At 65.7% G+C, this 14,340-nt stretch carries 13 protein-coding genes; 8 read left to right on the top strand and 5 right to left on the bottom strand.

Features of this window, described 5'->3' with window-relative positions; translation table 11 throughout:
• Nucleotides 1–35: 35 nt before the first annotated feature.
• The 3 genes from ligM to ACNPNP_RS03985 are packed head-to-tail and all read right to left on the bottom strand — an operon-like array spanning nt 36 to nt 3,197.
• A complete protein-coding gene (gene ligM / locus ACNPNP_RS03995) occupies nt 36–1,442 on the bottom strand; it encodes a vanillate/3-O-methylgallate O-demethylase (RefSeq protein WP_448964770.1) in 1,407 nt (468 codons plus the stop codon).
• Between the two features lie 44 nt (nt 1,443–1,486).
• Nucleotides 1,487–2,371 (bottom strand): formyltetrahydrofolate deformylase, encoded by an 885-nt coding sequence (gene purU / locus ACNPNP_RS03990; RefSeq protein ID WP_448964769.1) that lies wholly within the window; start codon nt 2,369–2,371, stop codon nt 1,487–1,489.
• Nucleotides 2,372–2,390: 19 nt separating this feature from the next.
• Nucleotides 2,391–3,197: a methylenetetrahydrofolate reductase gene (locus ACNPNP_RS03985; RefSeq protein ID WP_448964871.1), complete on the bottom strand. Its 807-nt coding sequence runs from the start codon at nt 3,195–3,197 to the stop codon at nt 2,391–2,393.
• 186 nt (nt 3,198–3,383) lie between these two features.
• On the opposite strand from ACNPNP_RS03985, the gene ACNPNP_RS03980 reads away from it, so the two are divergent.
• Genes ACNPNP_RS03980 through ACNPNP_RS03970 form a run of 3 tightly spaced genes read left to right on the top strand, consistent with a single transcriptional unit; the run spans nt 3,384 to nt 7,036 of the window.
• Entirely contained in the window at nt 3,384–5,393 is a 2,010-nt protein-coding gene (locus ACNPNP_RS03980; protein WP_448964768.1) for a chorismate-binding protein, read from the top strand.
• A gap of 30 nt (nt 5,394–5,423) precedes the next feature.
• Nucleotides 5,424–5,870: a MarR family winged helix-turn-helix transcriptional regulator gene (locus ACNPNP_RS03975; RefSeq protein ID WP_448964767.1), complete on the top strand. Its 447-nt coding sequence runs from the start codon at nt 5,424–5,426 to the stop codon at nt 5,868–5,870.
• Between the two features lie 53 nt (nt 5,871–5,923).
• Nucleotides 5,924–7,036 (top strand): 5-methyltetrahydropteroyltriglutamate--homocysteine S-methyltransferase, encoded by a 1,113-nt coding sequence (locus tag ACNPNP_RS03970; RefSeq protein WP_448964766.1) that lies wholly within the window; start codon nt 5,924–5,926, stop codon nt 7,034–7,036.
• 35 nt (nt 7,037–7,071) lie between these two features.
• Here ACNPNP_RS03970 and ACNPNP_RS03965 read toward each other — a convergent pair whose 3' ends face one another.
• Both ACNPNP_RS03965 and ACNPNP_RS03960 read right to left on the bottom strand, forming a co-directional pair.
• The gene (locus tag ACNPNP_RS03965) at nt 7,072–7,908 is read right to left on the bottom strand and encodes an IclR family transcriptional regulator (RefSeq protein ID WP_448964765.1); all 837 of its coding nucleotides are present in this window, start codon (nt 7,906–7,908) and stop codon (nt 7,072–7,074) included.
• 65 nt (nt 7,909–7,973) lie between these two features.
• Nucleotides 7,974–9,341, bottom strand: a complete 1,368-nt coding sequence (locus tag ACNPNP_RS03960; protein WP_448964764.1) for an aminomethyl transferase family protein — start codon at nt 9,339–9,341, stop codon at nt 7,974–7,976.
• 272 nt (nt 9,342–9,613) lie between these two features.
• Between ACNPNP_RS03960 and ACNPNP_RS03955 the strand changes: the two genes are divergently transcribed.
• From ACNPNP_RS03955 to ACNPNP_RS03935, 5 genes are read left to right on the top strand one after another with little or no spacing between them, the layout of a single operon-like run.
• The gene (locus tag ACNPNP_RS03955; protein WP_448964763.1) at nt 9,614–10,393 is read left to right on the top strand and encodes an ABC transporter ATP-binding protein; all 780 of its coding nucleotides are present in this window, start codon (nt 9,614–9,616) and stop codon (nt 10,391–10,393) included.
• Entirely contained in the window at nt 10,380–11,090 is a 711-nt protein-coding gene (locus tag ACNPNP_RS03950) for an ABC transporter ATP-binding protein (protein ID WP_448964762.1), read from the top strand. Before ACNPNP_RS03955 ends, ACNPNP_RS03950 begins: the two co-directional genes overlap by 14 nt.
• A gap of 3 nt (nt 11,091–11,093) precedes the next feature.
• Complete coding sequence (locus tag ACNPNP_RS03945; RefSeq protein ID WP_448964761.1) at nt 11,094–11,975, top strand: branched-chain amino acid ABC transporter permease; 882 nt, start codon at nt 11,094–11,096, stop codon at nt 11,973–11,975.
• Nucleotides 11,975–13,018 (top strand): branched-chain amino acid ABC transporter permease, encoded by a 1,044-nt coding sequence (locus ACNPNP_RS03940; protein ID WP_448964760.1) that lies wholly within the window; start codon nt 11,975–11,977, stop codon nt 13,016–13,018. Before ACNPNP_RS03945 ends, ACNPNP_RS03940 begins: the two co-directional genes overlap by 1 nt.
• 23 nt (nt 13,019–13,041) lie before the next feature.
• Nucleotides 13,042–14,307 carry an ABC transporter substrate-binding protein gene (locus ACNPNP_RS03935; RefSeq protein ID WP_448964759.1) on the top strand — a complete coding sequence of 422 codons (1,266 nt, stop codon included), beginning with the start codon at nt 13,042–13,044 and terminating at the stop codon, nt 14,305–14,307.
• Nucleotides 14,308–14,340 lie beyond the last annotated feature (33 nt).

The raw sequence follows: 14,340 nt of genomic DNA, 5'->3' as shown, positions 1-14,340 counted from the left end.
GACCTCGGCACCACCCTCCCCCATCACCGGATCGGTCAGGCCGTCTGGTAGTTGGTGCGCCAGCCGCCCTGGTAGGTCTGACGTGCCACGGTCGAGTATGGCACGGGGCTCACGACGACACGGACCTCTGTCTGCTCGTGCGGTTCGACGGACGCCTTCGTGGTGCCGCCGTCCGGCTCGCCCCAGACGACCTTCAGCTCGGTGCCCTCCGGCACGTCGTGGTCGACGAGGCCCAGGGACAGCCCGCGGCGCTCGTTGGCGCTGTATCCGGTGAACATCGACAGGCCGACGTTGTTGCCGTCGGCGTCCACGATCGAGTCGTAGTTGGCGGAACCGTAGTTCGCCAGCGGCAGGTCGAAGAACTTGTAGTTGGGCCCGTCGACGTTCAGCAGCGACGTCCACACCTTGCCGAGGTCTTCGGCATCCCATGCCAGCGTGACCTTGCGGCGCTGCGTGCTCGGGTCGATCTTCTCGAGCGCCGAGCGTCCGATGAAGTCGTGGTCGAACTTGATGAAGTTGCCGTACCCGAGCTCCCACGGGGTCAGGTAGTAGTCCTCGATGTCGTCGGAGACGAACGACCCCGCCAACGTGCCGGTGGCCTCATAGCTGTCGGCGCCGAGCCACTCGCGGTATCCGCGCTCGGCCTCGCCGGTGTAGATCGCCGGGAGCGGGGAGGGGATCCAGCCCGACTCCAGCGTGTTCGAAGGATAGGCCCGTGAGCCGACCGGCAGGAGTCCGAACTCTTCGCCGGCCTCGACGATGGCGTCGCGGATGGCGTCGTGGTCAGCGTAAGGACCCCAGATCTCCAGGCCGGGTGCTCCGGCCATGCCGTGGCGGAGCGTGCGAACGTCCTTGCCGGCGATCTTCATGGTCGACATGTTGAAGAAGCCGAGCTTCTCCAGCGGTCCGCCGTTCAGCTTCTCGATGACGGCCCAGGCGTTCGGCCCCTGGATCTGGAAGCGGTAGTAGTTGCGCGAGACGGCGTGGCCGTAGGGGCGCGAGGGCGAACGACGGTCGGCCGAGATCTCGAGGTTCGAGTATCCGCCGGTCTCACCGTGGTACAGCAGCCAGTTCGACGCCGGCGCGCGACCCACGTACACGTACTCGTCCTCGGCCTCGCGGAAGAGGATGCCGTCGCCGATCACGTGTCCGGCAGCGGTGGTGGGCACGTACTGCTTGGCCTTGTTCACCGCGAAGTTCGCGACCGAGTTGATCGCCGTGTCCGAGATGAGCTTGATGGCGTCTGAGCCCTTGAGGAAGACGTTGTCCATGTGGTGCGACTGGTCGTACAGCACGGCGGTGTCGCGCCATGCCTTCTGCTCCTTGATCCAGTTCTGGAAGTCCGCAGGGACGACCGGATAGATGTACGAGCCGATCTGGGAATTGCGAAGCAACTCGACCGGGTTGGTCTGGTCGAGAATCTGCTGAAGGTTGTCAGCCATGAGTAACCTCTGTTCGTTCGTGGTGCCCGGGCGGGCTCCGGTTGTTATGGGCGGTCGTTGAAGACGATGGTCTGGTTGCCGTCTCGGATGACGCGATCCTCGGCATGCCACTGCACGGCACGCGAGAGCACCGCACGTTCCACATAGGCTCCGCGTGACTGCAGCGCGGCAGCATCCATGCGGTGGTCGACGCGAGCGACGTCCTGCTCGATGATCGGACCCTCGTCGAGGTCCTTCGTGACGTAGTGGGAGGTCGCCCCGATCAGCTTCACCCCGCGTTCGCGCGCCTTGCGGTAGGGCGCGGCCCCGATGAATGCGGGCAGGAAGGAGTGGTGGATGTTGATCACCGGCACGGCGATCTCGTCGAGGAAGTCCTCGGAGATGATCTGCATATAGCGGGCGAGCACGACGAAATCGACGTTGCCCTTGAGCAGATCGAGGATCTGACGCTCCGCCCCTGACTTGTCCGGTCCCTGCGACGGGATGTGGACGAACGGGATGCCGAACGAGCGGACGTCCTCGGCCGTGTCGGGGTGGTTGGAGATCACCATCGGAATGGTCACCGGAAGCTCGCCCCGACGATGACGCCAGAGAAGCTCGAGCAGGCAGTGGTCGCTCTTGGAGACCAGGATCGCCATCCGTTTCGGCACCGACTGATCCGTGAGCCGCCACTGCATCCCGAACGGGGCCAGCGTCCTCTCGATGTCGGCCTCGAGCTCCGGCAGCGCGGCCCCGAGATCGGGCCTGCTGAAGACGACCCGCTGGAAGAACGCACCTTCGTCCACGTCTTCCGAGTACTGGTCGAGCGTGATGATGTTGGCGTCGTTCCGCGTGATCAGAGCGGTGATGGCCGATACGAGGCCGGGCTGGTCCGGGCCGTGCACGATCAGGCAGGCCTGAGGGTGCGCCGTGTGAGGTGATGTCGGCATGAGGTCTGTCCGTTCGACGTCAGGACTGGGCCTTGAGGTACTCATGGGTCCACTCAGCCGTGGCGAGCAGGCCGCCGAACGTGTAGAAGTGCAGCATCACCGGCGCGGTGCGCGGTTCTGCGGCGAGCAGCCCGGAGAGGTCCGAGACGAACTTGTCGGGGCCGGCGGTGCCCATCAGATTGGTGAGCGAGAAGCCGTACTTCTTGACGATCATCGCATTGGCGCCGACGCCGAAGCGGCGCGAGAACGCGATGAGTCGCTTGATTCCGGCGGGTCCTGGGGTGCCGATGCGGATCGGGCTCGTGATGCCGCGATCACGCACGGCCGTCACCCACTCCATCACCGGGTCCGTGTCGAAGGCGAACTGGGTGAGGATGACGGCATCCAGGCCCTGCTCCTTGAGTGCGGCAGACTTCTCCTCGAGGTGACGCCAGAGCACATCTGTGGGGATGTCGGGATGCCCTTCCGGATAACCGGCGATGGACACCTCCTTGACGCCGTACTTCTGAAGGATGCCGGAGCGGATGACGCTGAGCGAGTCCGGGTAGGGGCCCTCGGGCTCCGCCGGGTCGCCGCCCACCGCGAAGACATGCTCGGTCGCACCGACTTCCTGAAGTCGCGCGAGGAACTCTTCGAGCTGGGCCTGGCTCTGCAGGCGGCGCGCAGAGATGTGCGGGACCGGGACGAACCCGAGCTCTTTCACGGCCTTGGCGGCCGCGACGCGCATCTCGAGGTCCTCGTTGCCGAGGAAGGTGACGTTGATCTTGGTGCCCTGAGGGATGGCATGTGCGGCTTCGCGAAGGCCAGGAACGTCCTTGCCGGTCATTTCCAGAGAGAACTGATCCACCAGCTCTCGTGCAGCAGCCTTGGTCGTTGCTGGGGCGATGTTTCCCACGTGCTGATCCTCTCGGGTCCGAGATGCGCAGCTTTGCGCCTCTGTTGAAGGACAATACCTATTACGATAGGTAATCGCAAGAGGGAACGGTGTCGGACGATGGTGACGATGAAGGCGATGGCGCAGAGCGTGGATCCGTCGGCGCGGATCCTGATCATCGACAATTATGATTCCTACACCTACAACCTCGTCCAGGCAGTCGGTCAGCTGATAGATGTCGAGCCGGAGGTCGTGCAGGTCGACCGATTCGACCTGCACGGGGAATCGGACTACGCGGCGATCATCGTCTCTCCGGGGCCCGGCCATCCGACCACGGAACCCGCCTTCGACGTCTGCCTGCGTCTGTTCGCCACGCGCACGCTCCCGACACTCGGCGTCTGCCTCGGGCATCAGGGCATGATCGTCGCTCACGGCGGGGTCGTCGATCGCCTGCCTCCCGCGCACGGCCGACTCGACGAGATCGAGCACACGGGCACGGGGCTGTTCGAAGGGGTGACGCCCAACACCCGCGTCGTGCGGTACCACTCCCTGGGCGCCGTCGACGTTCCTGCGGCGCTCGAGGTGACCGCTCGCACCGTCGACGGAACGGTGATGGGAGTGGCGCACCGAATTCTGCCGCAGTACGGGCTGCAGTTTCACCCGGAATCGATCCTGACGGGCGAGGGCGCGAGAATGCTGCGGAACTTCCTCGTGCTGTCCGGCTTCGCCCTGCGTGAGGACGCGGCAGCAGGGGGCGCCGCGATCGCGCCGACAGCGGCCGAAGGCGAACGGACGGACAGCACGCACGGGCAGGCCTCCAGGCGGTATCCGCAATGGATGGCTCCAGAGATCGTGGCGACGCATCTGCTGCGGGGACGCAGAAGGGCCTTCTGGCTCGACTCCGCCGACACCCGCGAATGGAGCGGGCGCTTCTCACTCCTCGGCTACCTCGAGGACGAGGACGAGAGCGTGGTGGTCGGCGGGGCGGAGCACACCTCAGCCGGCGTCACGGCGATCCCTCGATCGCAGTTCCTCCGTCACCTCGGCCGGCTGTCCGCGGAGACGCCCGACCCGGCCGTCGCCGCGCCCCCCGGCGTCGGCGGCTGGGTGGGAGTCGCGGGATACGACACGCAGGAGATCCTGCCGTCGGCAGCGATCGGATCCCCGGCGGACGGGTTCTTCATGCGAGCGAATCGCACGGTCGTGTTCGACCACGAGTCTCACCTCATCACGTGCTTCGCCGATTCCGAGGCCCAGGTCGAGAGCCTCGTCGAGAGCCTCGATGAGCTGCGCTCGCTCCCGAACCGGGTCTCATCAGTGGGGCTGACGCCCAGATCGTCGGTCCCACGCGAACGGTACGCCTCCGCGTATCAGCGTGTCGACGAGGCACTCCGACGAGGTGACACGTACGAAGCGGTCCTCACCTTTCCCCTCGAGTTCGATCTCGACGGCGACCCGCTCGACCATTTTCTGGAGCTTCGCGCGAGGAGCCCTGCGCCGTACTCGGCGTATCTGCGCCATGGTGCTGAGGTCGTGCTGTCCGCCTCGCCCGAGCGGATGCTGTCGGTGACGCGATCAGGTGACGCCGAGATCCGTCCGATCAAGGGCACCCTGCCGCGATCGTTGAACGCTCAGGAAGACGCGATCGCGCGGTGGCGGCTTGCGTCCGAGGACAAGTTCCGTCGCGAGAATCTGATGATCACCGACCTCATCCGCAACGACCTGGGCACAGTGGCCGTGATGGGCTCGGTCGCCGTCACTCAGCTGATGGAGGTGGAGACGTACCGTGGAGTCCACCAGCTCGTCTCTGCGATCGGCGCGAGGCTCGAACCGGAGTGCGGACCCATCGACTGCTTGAGGGCGGTCTTCCCGGCCGGATCGATGACCGGTGCACCCAAACGGCGCACGATGGAGTTGATCCAGGAAGTGGAGTGGGCAGGGCGCGGGCTGTACTCGGGGTCGCTGGGCTGGTTCGATCGATCCCGCGCGGAGTTCTCGGTCGTCATCCGCACGCTTCACGGCTCGAACGGTCGGCTCAGGCTCCATGTCGGCGGAGGCATCATCATCGGATCCGATCCCGAGGACGAACTCGATGAGGCGATGGACAAGGCGCGTTCCGTGGCCACGGCGCCGGTCATCCCCTCCTGACGACGGGGTCGCGTGAGGGAGTATGGGGGAGTGAGTGAGAATCTGAACCTGATCTACGTGATCAAGCAGCTCGAGTCGGGGTTGAGGCGACCGTTCATGGCCACCGTCAAGTCGCACGGAATGTCGGCGGCCCAATACACGGCGCTCGCGGTCCTGGACCGGCTCCCCGGGATCACGTCGTCCGAACTCGCCCGCAGGTCGCTCGTGCGCGCGCAGTCGATGGCGCAGACGCTCGCGCCTCTGATCGAGGCGGGGCTGGTGCGCCGGGAGACGGATCCCGAGCATGCGCGGCAGATCCTCCTCTTCATCACACGAGACGGACGCGAGCGGATGCGCGAGGTGCGCGTGGACGTGCAGGCGATAGAGGACCGCCTCACCTCGGCGATGAGCGAGGACCAAGCGGCGCAGTTGGAAAAGCTCCTGCGGCTCGCACGTCACGGTCTGGGGTCAGGGGAGGACCAGCGACCGCGCACGTGACCTCTCGTGACGGCCGATCAGCGCGGAACAGGGGAGGACACTATCGTCGGAGTGTGACCACCGCACCGTTTCACGCCGACGTCGTCGGCAGCTTCCTCCGTCCCCCCGCTCTCGTCGAGGCTCGCGCACGTTTCGCGCGCGGCGACATCGATGCCGACGCGCTTCGCGCCGTTGAAGACGCGACGATCTCCGACCTCGTCTCGCGTGAGGCGGACAGTGGATTGAAGCTCGCCACCGACGGAGAGTTCCGTCGATCGTGGTGGCATTTCGATTTCTTCGACGGTCTGAGTGGTGTCGATATCGTCGAACTCGACCACGGCATCCAGTTCCAGGGCGTTCAGACCAAGCCGCGCGGCATCGAGCTGAACGGAAGGATCTCGTTCGACGCGTCGCACCCATTCCTTGAGCAGTTCCGCTCGCTCAGATCGATCGTCGAGCGCACCACCGGCGCGGTGCCGAAGTTCAGCATTCCCGCCCCGACCGTGCTCGACTTCCGACTCGAGCAGGAAGCCGTCGACGCGTCCGTATACGACGACCGCGATGACCTGGTCGACGATCTCGTGACGGCGTACCGGGATGCCGTCGCAGCACTCTACGACGCCGGCGCCCGCTACCTCCAGTTCGACGACACCGCGTGGGCGTACTTGTGCTCCGACGTCGAATTGGAGAAGGCCCGTCAGCGGGGCATCCGCGTCGACGGGATCGCCGAACGCTACGCGGATCTGCTCAACCGTGTCCTCGCAGACAAGCCCGATGATCTGGTGATCGCCACCCATGTGTGCCGTGGCAACTTCCGCTCCACCTGGATCTCGTCCGGAGGGTACGAGCCGGTCGCCGAGCAGTTGCTGGCAGGCACGTCGTACGACGCCTACTTCCTCGAGTACGACAACGAGAGGGCGGGCGGCTTCGAGCCGCTGCGCTTCCTCCCTCAGGGGCACAAGAGCGTCGTCCTCGGGCTGATCACCTCGAAGTCCGGGCAGTTGGAGGATCCGCAGCTCATCAAGAGCCGCATCGACCAGGCGGCGAGCTTCGTCCCTCTCGACCAGCTCCGGTTGAGCCCGCAATGCGGATTCGCGTCGACGGAGGAGGGCAATGTCCTCACCGAGGACGAGCAGTGGGCGAAGGTGCGCGAGGTCGTGGAGAGCGCCGCCGACGTCTGGAGCTGACGAACCGCCGCAGGAGCGCGCGCGGCGGACTCGACTCAGCCCGACGCCAGACCCTCGAGGTACTCGAGCGATCGTCGTGAGCGTCCGACGTGCGGTCGGAGGCCGTGGATGCGATGCTCCATGTCCGGACGGTACGCCTGAGCGAGGTCCCTGGTGATCCCCGCAGCAGCGCGGTGCAGCACGGCGATGTGCGGGTTGGGTGAGCTGTCGTCGTTGGCGACGACCACACCGATCGCGGCATGGACGCCGTCCGCGTCACGAACCGGCACGGCGATCCCTCGCGATTCAGGATGGATGTATCCGTTCGCCACGGCGTAACCGTCCTCGCGCACCTGACGCAGGCGTTGACGCAGCCCGGTGCCGGTGCGCATGAGGGGATCGGGGAAGTCGGGCGGGATGTGCGCGAGGACATCTGTGATCGTGGCGTCGTCGGCATGCGCGAGAAGCACGAGGCCGCTGGAGGACGCATGCAGCGGGGTGCGCCCGCCGATGAGTGTGGCATTGATGACCGACTCGCGCGTCGACATCCGTTCGATGAAGAGCACGCTGCGGCCGCTTCGCACTCCGAGCTGGGTGTGCTGCTTCACGCGATCGTGGACGGCTTCGAGCCACGGTCGAGCGACTTCGCGGAGCCCGAGTGCTCTCGGGGCGCGGCTCGCGAACTCCCAGAGCCGCACGCCCAGGCGGTATGAACGATCGGGGAGCCGCTCGAGCAGGCCCTCGCGCTCGAGCTCACCGACGAGCCGGTGCGTGGTCGAGACCGGCAGGCCCGACGCGACCGCGATCTCGCTGAGCGTCAGGAACGGGTGCCGCACGTCGAAGGTGTCAAGAACGCGCAGGTGCCGGTGAAGCACCGAATCGCTCTCAGGCATCCGCTCCACCTCTCCTCCTCGTCCACATCGTAGTTCGACGGGGAGGCGGAGCGGATGCCCGTGGATCATTCGTCGGAGCGATAGGTCGTGCGCGCGAAGGAATGGTAGGGAGCCGGTGCCACCGTCGCGCGTATCCGCACCTGCCGGTGGTTCGCGTCGACGGCCGCCTTCCGGGAGACGGGATCCTCTCCCCACACGACTTCGACGGTCTGGCCGTCGTCGATCGTGACGTCGAGGGTCGCGAGCGACATGTACAGCTGGTCGTAGGCGACGTAACCGGCATCCGTGGAGACGCCCACCGGTCGGCCCTCCAGGACGACCTCGTCCATCTGGTAGAAGCCGTATCGCGCCTTCGGGAAATCCAGGAACTTCGCCGGGGTGCCGGGTTCGAGCTGCGACTTGACGACGTCGGCGACGTCGCTCGGGTTCCACAGCAGGGTCACCTTGCGCCGCGGCGGATTCGCAGCGTGCGCCTCGAGTGCAGCGCGCCCGTGGAACTCGTGATCGAAGCGCACCGACTTCCCGAGCCCGATGTCGAACGGGGTCAGATAGAAGTCGCGGACGTCGGTGGAGTACAGCGAGCCGCCGACGGAGCCGGCGCGCGATGCCGGCAACCACTCCCGATACTCAGCGAGATCGTCCTCGAAGATCGCGGGGAACGGGGTGGGCACCCAGCCGGACTCGAGCGGTGAGGAGGAGTACGCCTTCGCCCCCACCCGGCGGATGTCGAACTCCTCGCCCGCCGCCATGATCGCCTCCGCGATGACCTCGTGGTCGGCCCACGGTCCGTAGAACTCGAATCCGGGTTGGCCGGCCATGCCGTGACGCAGAGCCCGGGCGGCGCGGCCGGCGATCGTGACCTCGCCGATGTGGAAGAACTTGATGTCGGGAGCCGGACCGCCGAAGAGCTTCTCCATGACGAAGTCGGCATTGGGCCCCTGCACCTCGTACCGGTAGAAGGTCGGCGGGCCCTGGCGCATGTTCGAGTTGCCCTCGAGGCGTGCGCGCACGTCCCGTCCTGCGGACTGGGCCTTCTCGACGTTGAACCGCACCCAGTCGATCAGGATGTGGTGCCCGATGAGCACGAGTCCTTCTGGCCCGTCCGCGTTGTAGAACAGGATGCCGTCGCCGATGAGGTAGCCGCCCTCGTTGACGGCGATGAGCTGCTTGGCGACCCCTGGTCTGAAAGTCGTGAACGTGTTGGGTGATATCGATTCGAGAAGCGGAATCAGATCGCGGCCGTCCAGGAACAGCTGGGTCATGTGGTGCGACTGATCCAGGAGCGCCACCGACTGCATCCACGCCCGCTGTTCGTCACGCCAGTTCGTGAACTCTGCAGCCACCGGGAACGTGAAGGCTGGCCAATCCTGGTCCCGCAGGAATTGCACCGGGCCGCCTGCGCGTTCGATCGCCTGGGCGAGTGTTTCAGCCATCTTCGACCTCCGTCTGTCGTGGAGCATCAGCGTATGAGCGCGTCCGACGTTCGCTTTCGACTTTTTCCGCTGACCGGGAACGCGGCCAGTTGCGGCTGATCCCGTGCTTGCGACTCCGCGATGACTATGGCTATATATCTATCTAAGTAGATCTATCTGGATGAGTATCACCCTATGCTGGCGGATAGATTGATCGGAAGATCGAGTGCAGGTACCTTCCGTGAAGACGTAGTGTTTCAGTCTCCCTATGCAACGAAGCGAAAGGTGGAGCGATGGGCGCGCAGCTCGTGGTCGAAGACGTCAACCTGCACTTCGGCGGCGTGAAGGTCCTCGAAGAGGTCTCGTTCGCTGCCGAAGCCGACCAGATCCTCGGCCTCGTCGGGCCGAACGGCGCAGGTAAGACCTCGCTCTTCAACTGCGTGAGCGGCCACTACCGGCCGAGCTCAGGGTCGATCGTGATCGCCGGCGCTGAAGTCGTCGGATCTCCGCCTGCGACACTCGCACGTCACGGCCTTGCCCGCACCTTCCAGCATCCAGCGCTGCAGTTGCACGCGACGGTGCTCGAGAACGTGCTGCTGGGGGCGCACAGCAGGCTTCCCGGGGGCCCAGTGCAATGGTCGCTGCGCTGGCCGCGCACCGTCCGTGCCGAGAAGGCGGTCCGCGACGAAGCGATGGAGCTCCTCGACAGTCTCGGGCTCGCGTGGGCGGCATCGACTCGGGCGGATGAGCTGTCGCACGGTCTGCACAAGAGTGTCGAACTGTGCCGCGCACTGCTCATGAAGCCCCAGCTCCTCCTCCTCGATGAGCCGGCCGCCGGGCTGCCGCACTCCGAGGTCGAGCAGTTGATCGAGACCGTGCGCCGCATCCGTGAACGAGACATCACGATCGTGATCGTCGAGCACAACATGGGCCTGATCTCGGCGCTGACCGACCGCGTCGTGGTGCTCGACCACGGTCGCAAGCTCATGGAGGGGTCGGCGTCAGAGGCGCAAGCGGATCCGCGAGTGATCGAGGCGTATCTGGGAAAGGATGCCGTCGATGACGCTGCTTGAGGTATCGGGGATGCAGGCCTTCTACGGCCGGGTCCAGGTGCTCGACGACATCTCGCTCTCGGTCCCTGACGGGGGAGCAGTCGGGATCCTCGGGGCGAACGGAGCGGGGAAGACGACGACGCTGCGCGCGATCTCCGGCTCGGTGCGTTCCAATGGCGACATCCGCTTCGACGGCAAGAGTCTTCGAGGGCTGCGTCCCGACCAGGTCGCCGCGCTCGGCATCGCACACGTGCCCGAGGGGCGCGGCACTTTCTCGGATCTGACGGTCCGGGAGAATCTGCGTGTCGGTGCGTATCTTCGCAGGGACGCCAAAAAGGTCCAAGAAGACATCGACTACTGTCTTGACCTCTTTCCGCAGTTGCAGAACCGGGTGCGCTCGAACGGCTCAGCGCTCTCCGGCGGCGAGCAGCAGATGCTGGCCGTCGGGCGGGCGATCATGGCGCGGCCGCGGGTGATGCTGCTGGACGAGGCGTCGCTGGGGCTCGCTCCCAGTACGGCGAAGACGGTCTACAAGGCGATCGGTCGCCTGCGGCAGGAGTCCGGAATCGCGATGGTCGTCGTCGAGCAGAACGCGAACCTCGCGTTCACCCTGGTCGACAGCGCGACCGTGCTCGAGGCAGGGCGCAATGTGCTGACCGGATCGACGGCCGAACTCAAGGGCATGGACGAGATCCGCCGCGCCTACCTGGGAGGGTGAACAATGAGCACATTCCTGCAGCTCATGATCGACGGTCTCTCCACCGGGTCGATCTACGCCGCGCTGGCGTTGAGCATCGTCCTCGTCCACCAGGCGACCGGCCTGATCAACTTCGCACAGGGCGGGATGGCGGTGCTGTCCGCATACATCGCGTGGGTGATCTACGGTCTCGGTGCTCCGCTGATCGTCGCGATCCTGGCCGCGGTCATCGTCTCGTTCTTCCTCGGTGCGCTGATCGAGCGGTACCTGGTGCGCAGATTCGAGCGCGGAGATCCGGACACGGCGGTTGTCGTGACCATCGGACTGCTCACCCTCATCACCGGAATCTGCGCATGGTTCTGGACGTACAACAATCAGCTCTTCCCTTCGCTGTTCCCTCTCGACACGGTGCAGATCGCCGGAGCGGTGATCAGCGTGCGCTCGCTCGGGACGATCGTCGTGATCGTGGCGATCATGGTCCTGCTCCAGGCGCTCTTCGTCGGCACGAAGCTCGGACTCGCCCTGCGTGCGGTGGCGATCGATCCGTCGTCGGCGGCGCTCTCCGGCGTACCGGTCGGACGGAACCTCATGATCGGATGGGGACTGGCTGCGTCGCTGGGCGCCATCGCGGGTGTGCTGGTCGCACCACAGCTCACCCTCACGCCGGGAATGATGGACTCCGCGCTCGTGTATGCGCTGGCAGCGGTGATCCTGGGCGGTCTGACGAGTCCGATCGGCGTCGTCGTCGCCGCGTGGCTCATCGGAATACTCGAGAACCTCGCGGCCGTGTATGTGCCCTTCATCGGTCACGATCTCAAGATCGCGGTGCCGTTCGTCCTCGTCTTCGTGGTGCTCTTGGTGAGACCTCAAGGTCTGTTCGGCCGGAAATCGGTGGTGCGCGTGTGATGACTGCAACGAATTCGTTCTCGACCGCACCCGCTTCGCCGTGGCGTGCGCGACTCGAGCGTCCGTGGGTACGGTGGGGCCTCGTCGCCCTGGTGGTGGTGCTGGCGATCGTGGTGCCCCTGCTCCTGCCGGAGTTCGCGAACCAGACGCTCGCACGGATCGGAGTGTTCTCCGTCGCCGTGCTCGGCCTCAACGTCGTCATGGGGTACGCGGGGCAGATCTCGCTCGGTCAGATCTTCTTCGTGGGACTCGGCGCCTACGTCACCGCCTATGGATACAACGCGGGCTGGAACATCGTCATCGTCTTCGTGCTCGCGTGCCTCATTCCTGGTGTCGTGGGAATGGTGGTGGCGCTCGCCGCTGCCCGGCTCGGCGGGCTGGCGATCGCGATGGTGACGATCGCGCTTCCGATCATCGGTGTCCCGCTGGCCAAACGATTCTCCGAGGTCACCGGTGGATCGCAGGGGACGTCCGCTCGATTCTCTGCGGCACCCGAGTGGTCGGGGCTCTACGACGACCAGTGGCAGCTGTATCTCGTCATCCTCATCGGCGGGGCCACGTTCATGCTCACCCGAAACCTGGTGCGCGGCAAGTACGGTCGTGCGTTCGCGATCGTCAAGGGCAACGAGTCCGTTGCGGCGTCGATGGGTGTATCGCCCTATCGCTACAAGGTCCTGGCCTTCACGATCGCCTCCCTCATCGGTGGAGTGAGTGGCTTCCTCTACATGGTCGTGATCCAGTACACCTCGCCGGAGACGCTCAACTTCGGGCACTCGATCGAACTGTTGGCGTCGATGGTGATCGGCGGAGCGGGAAGCATCATCGGCTCTCTCATCGGGGGCGCGTGGTACGTGCTCGTCCCGCAGGTCACGAACATCATCGATCCGAACCTGACGACGGTGCTGCAGGGCGCGATCCTGCTCATCGTGCTCTTCTTCCTGCCCAACGGGTTCGTGTCGTTGCCTCGCCTGTTGCGACGCATCGGCCGACGTGATGCTCCGCAGCGTTCAGCCGCTGAGGTTCCACAGCACATCGAAGAGTAAGAACACACAGAGAGGCACCAACCATGAGAATGAATCGCAGAAGAAGCCGGGTCGCGTCCGTGGTGGCAGGGGTCGGCATCGTCGCCGTCCTCGTCGCCGGTTGCTCCCGTGGCGGCGCAGAGCCCGACGGTGAAGGCGGGGCGGCCACGGCCAGCCCCGGCATCACCGACACCACCATCACCCTGGGGATGACCACGCCGTTGAGCGGCGGCACCGCGGGGCCGGGTACCTGCACCGTGGCAGGGCTCGAGGCCTACTTCGGGAGCGTCAACGCCGCGGGCGGGATCGAGTTCGGCGACGGCAAGACCCGTACGGTCGAGATCGAGGCGCTCGACGACGAGTACGACCCGCAGAAGGCGAAAGCGAACTACGACCAGCTCAAGGGCAGCGTCTTCGCGATGACCGCGGGACTCGGAACCCCGACGAACCGGGCCTGGCGCGAGGCGGCTATCGCCGACGAGGTGCCCCAGGTGCTGATCCAGACGGGTGATCCGCTGTTCAGCAACACGCAGGAGAGCCCGTGGCAGCTCGGGTTCGTTCCGGCGTATCAGAACGAGGGCGAGGCGTTCGGCGAGCTGCTGGCCGGTGCCGGCGGCGAGCACAAGGTCGCGATCCTCTCGCAGAATGACGACTACGGCGAGGGCTACGTCGAAGGGTTCAAGTCCGCGATCGAGGGTGCCGACAACATCGAGATCGTCAAGGAGCTCACGTACGAGGCGACCGACACGGCCGTCGACGCACAGCTCACCGAACTCGCGGCATCGGATGCGGATGTGCTGTTCAACGCCATGTCGATCACGCCGCTCGTGATCTCCTCGCTGCAGAAGATGCAGGAGATCGGATGGCTGCCGAGCCTGTTCCTCCCGTCGAACACGTCGAGCCCGGGTGCGATCCTCGAGCCGGGTGGCGCGGCGGCGCTGCCGGCCGTCTACACCGTGTCGTTCGCGAAGACGCCGCAGAGCCCGGCATACGCCGAGGACGAGGACGTCGTCACCTTCCTGTCAGACCTCGCCGAGTACGCGGACTATCCGGATGTCCCGGCGTTCCCGCACTGCATGTGGAGCTACATGATCGGCGCGACGCTCGAGCAGGTGTTCACCAAGATGACCGAGCCGACGCGTGAGGACTTCATGGCGCAGCTTCGCACCATCTCGGACTTCGAGGCGCCGCTCATGCTCCCCGGCACGTCTGTCGACACGACGGAAGACGACCAGCCGGCCGTCTCGACGGTTCAGGTCATCAAGTACAACGGCAAGGGCTACGAACCCGTCGACTCCTGGGACGAGTGACTTCGCACCACGGTGATGACTGAGCGCCCGGCC

Source organism: Microbacterium xerophyticum (assembly GCF_053543555.1).
The sequence above is the reverse complement of the archived record's forward strand: the minus strand, read 5'-3'. Positions and strand labels throughout refer to the sequence as shown.

Excerpts from the sequence above, each read along its gene's own strand:
- ACNPNP_RS03985 (WP_448964871.1), bottom strand. The coding sequence starts at position 3,197 with ATGACCGGCAAGGACGTTCCTGGCCTTCGCGAAGCCGCACATGCCATC.
- ACNPNP_RS03950 (WP_448964762.1), top strand. The coding sequence starts at position 10,380 with ATGACGCTGCTTGAGGTATCGGGGATGCAGGCCTTCTACGGCCGGGTC.
- ACNPNP_RS03940 (WP_448964760.1), top strand. The coding sequence starts at position 11,975 with ATGACTGCAACGAATTCGTTCTCGACCGCACCCGCTTCGCCGTGGCGT.
- ligM (WP_448964770.1), bottom strand. The coding sequence starts at position 1,442 with ATGGCTGACAACCTTCAGCAGATTCTCGACCAGACCAACCCGGTCGAG.
- ACNPNP_RS03935 (WP_448964759.1), top strand. The coding sequence starts at position 13,042 with ATGAGAATGAATCGCAGAAGAAGCCGGGTCGCGTCCGTGGTGGCAGGG.
- ACNPNP_RS03955 (WP_448964763.1), top strand. The coding sequence starts at position 9,614 with ATGGGCGCGCAGCTCGTGGTCGAAGACGTCAACCTGCACTTCGGCGGC.
- ACNPNP_RS03945 (WP_448964761.1), top strand. The coding sequence starts at position 11,094 with ATGAGCACATTCCTGCAGCTCATGATCGACGGTCTCTCCACCGGGTCG.
- ACNPNP_RS03965 (WP_448964765.1), bottom strand. The coding sequence starts at position 7,908 with ATGCCTGAGAGCGATTCGGTGCTTCACCGGCACCTGCGCGTTCTTGAC.
- ACNPNP_RS03960 (WP_448964764.1), bottom strand. The coding sequence starts at position 9,341 with ATGGCTGAAACACTCGCCCAGGCGATCGAACGCGCAGGCGGCCCGGTG.
- ACNPNP_RS03980 (WP_448964768.1), top strand. The coding sequence starts at position 3,384 with ATGGCGCAGAGCGTGGATCCGTCGGCGCGGATCCTGATCATCGACAAT.
- purU (WP_448964769.1), bottom strand. The coding sequence starts at position 2,371 with ATGCCGACATCACCTCACACGGCGCACCCTCAGGCCTGCCTGATCGTG.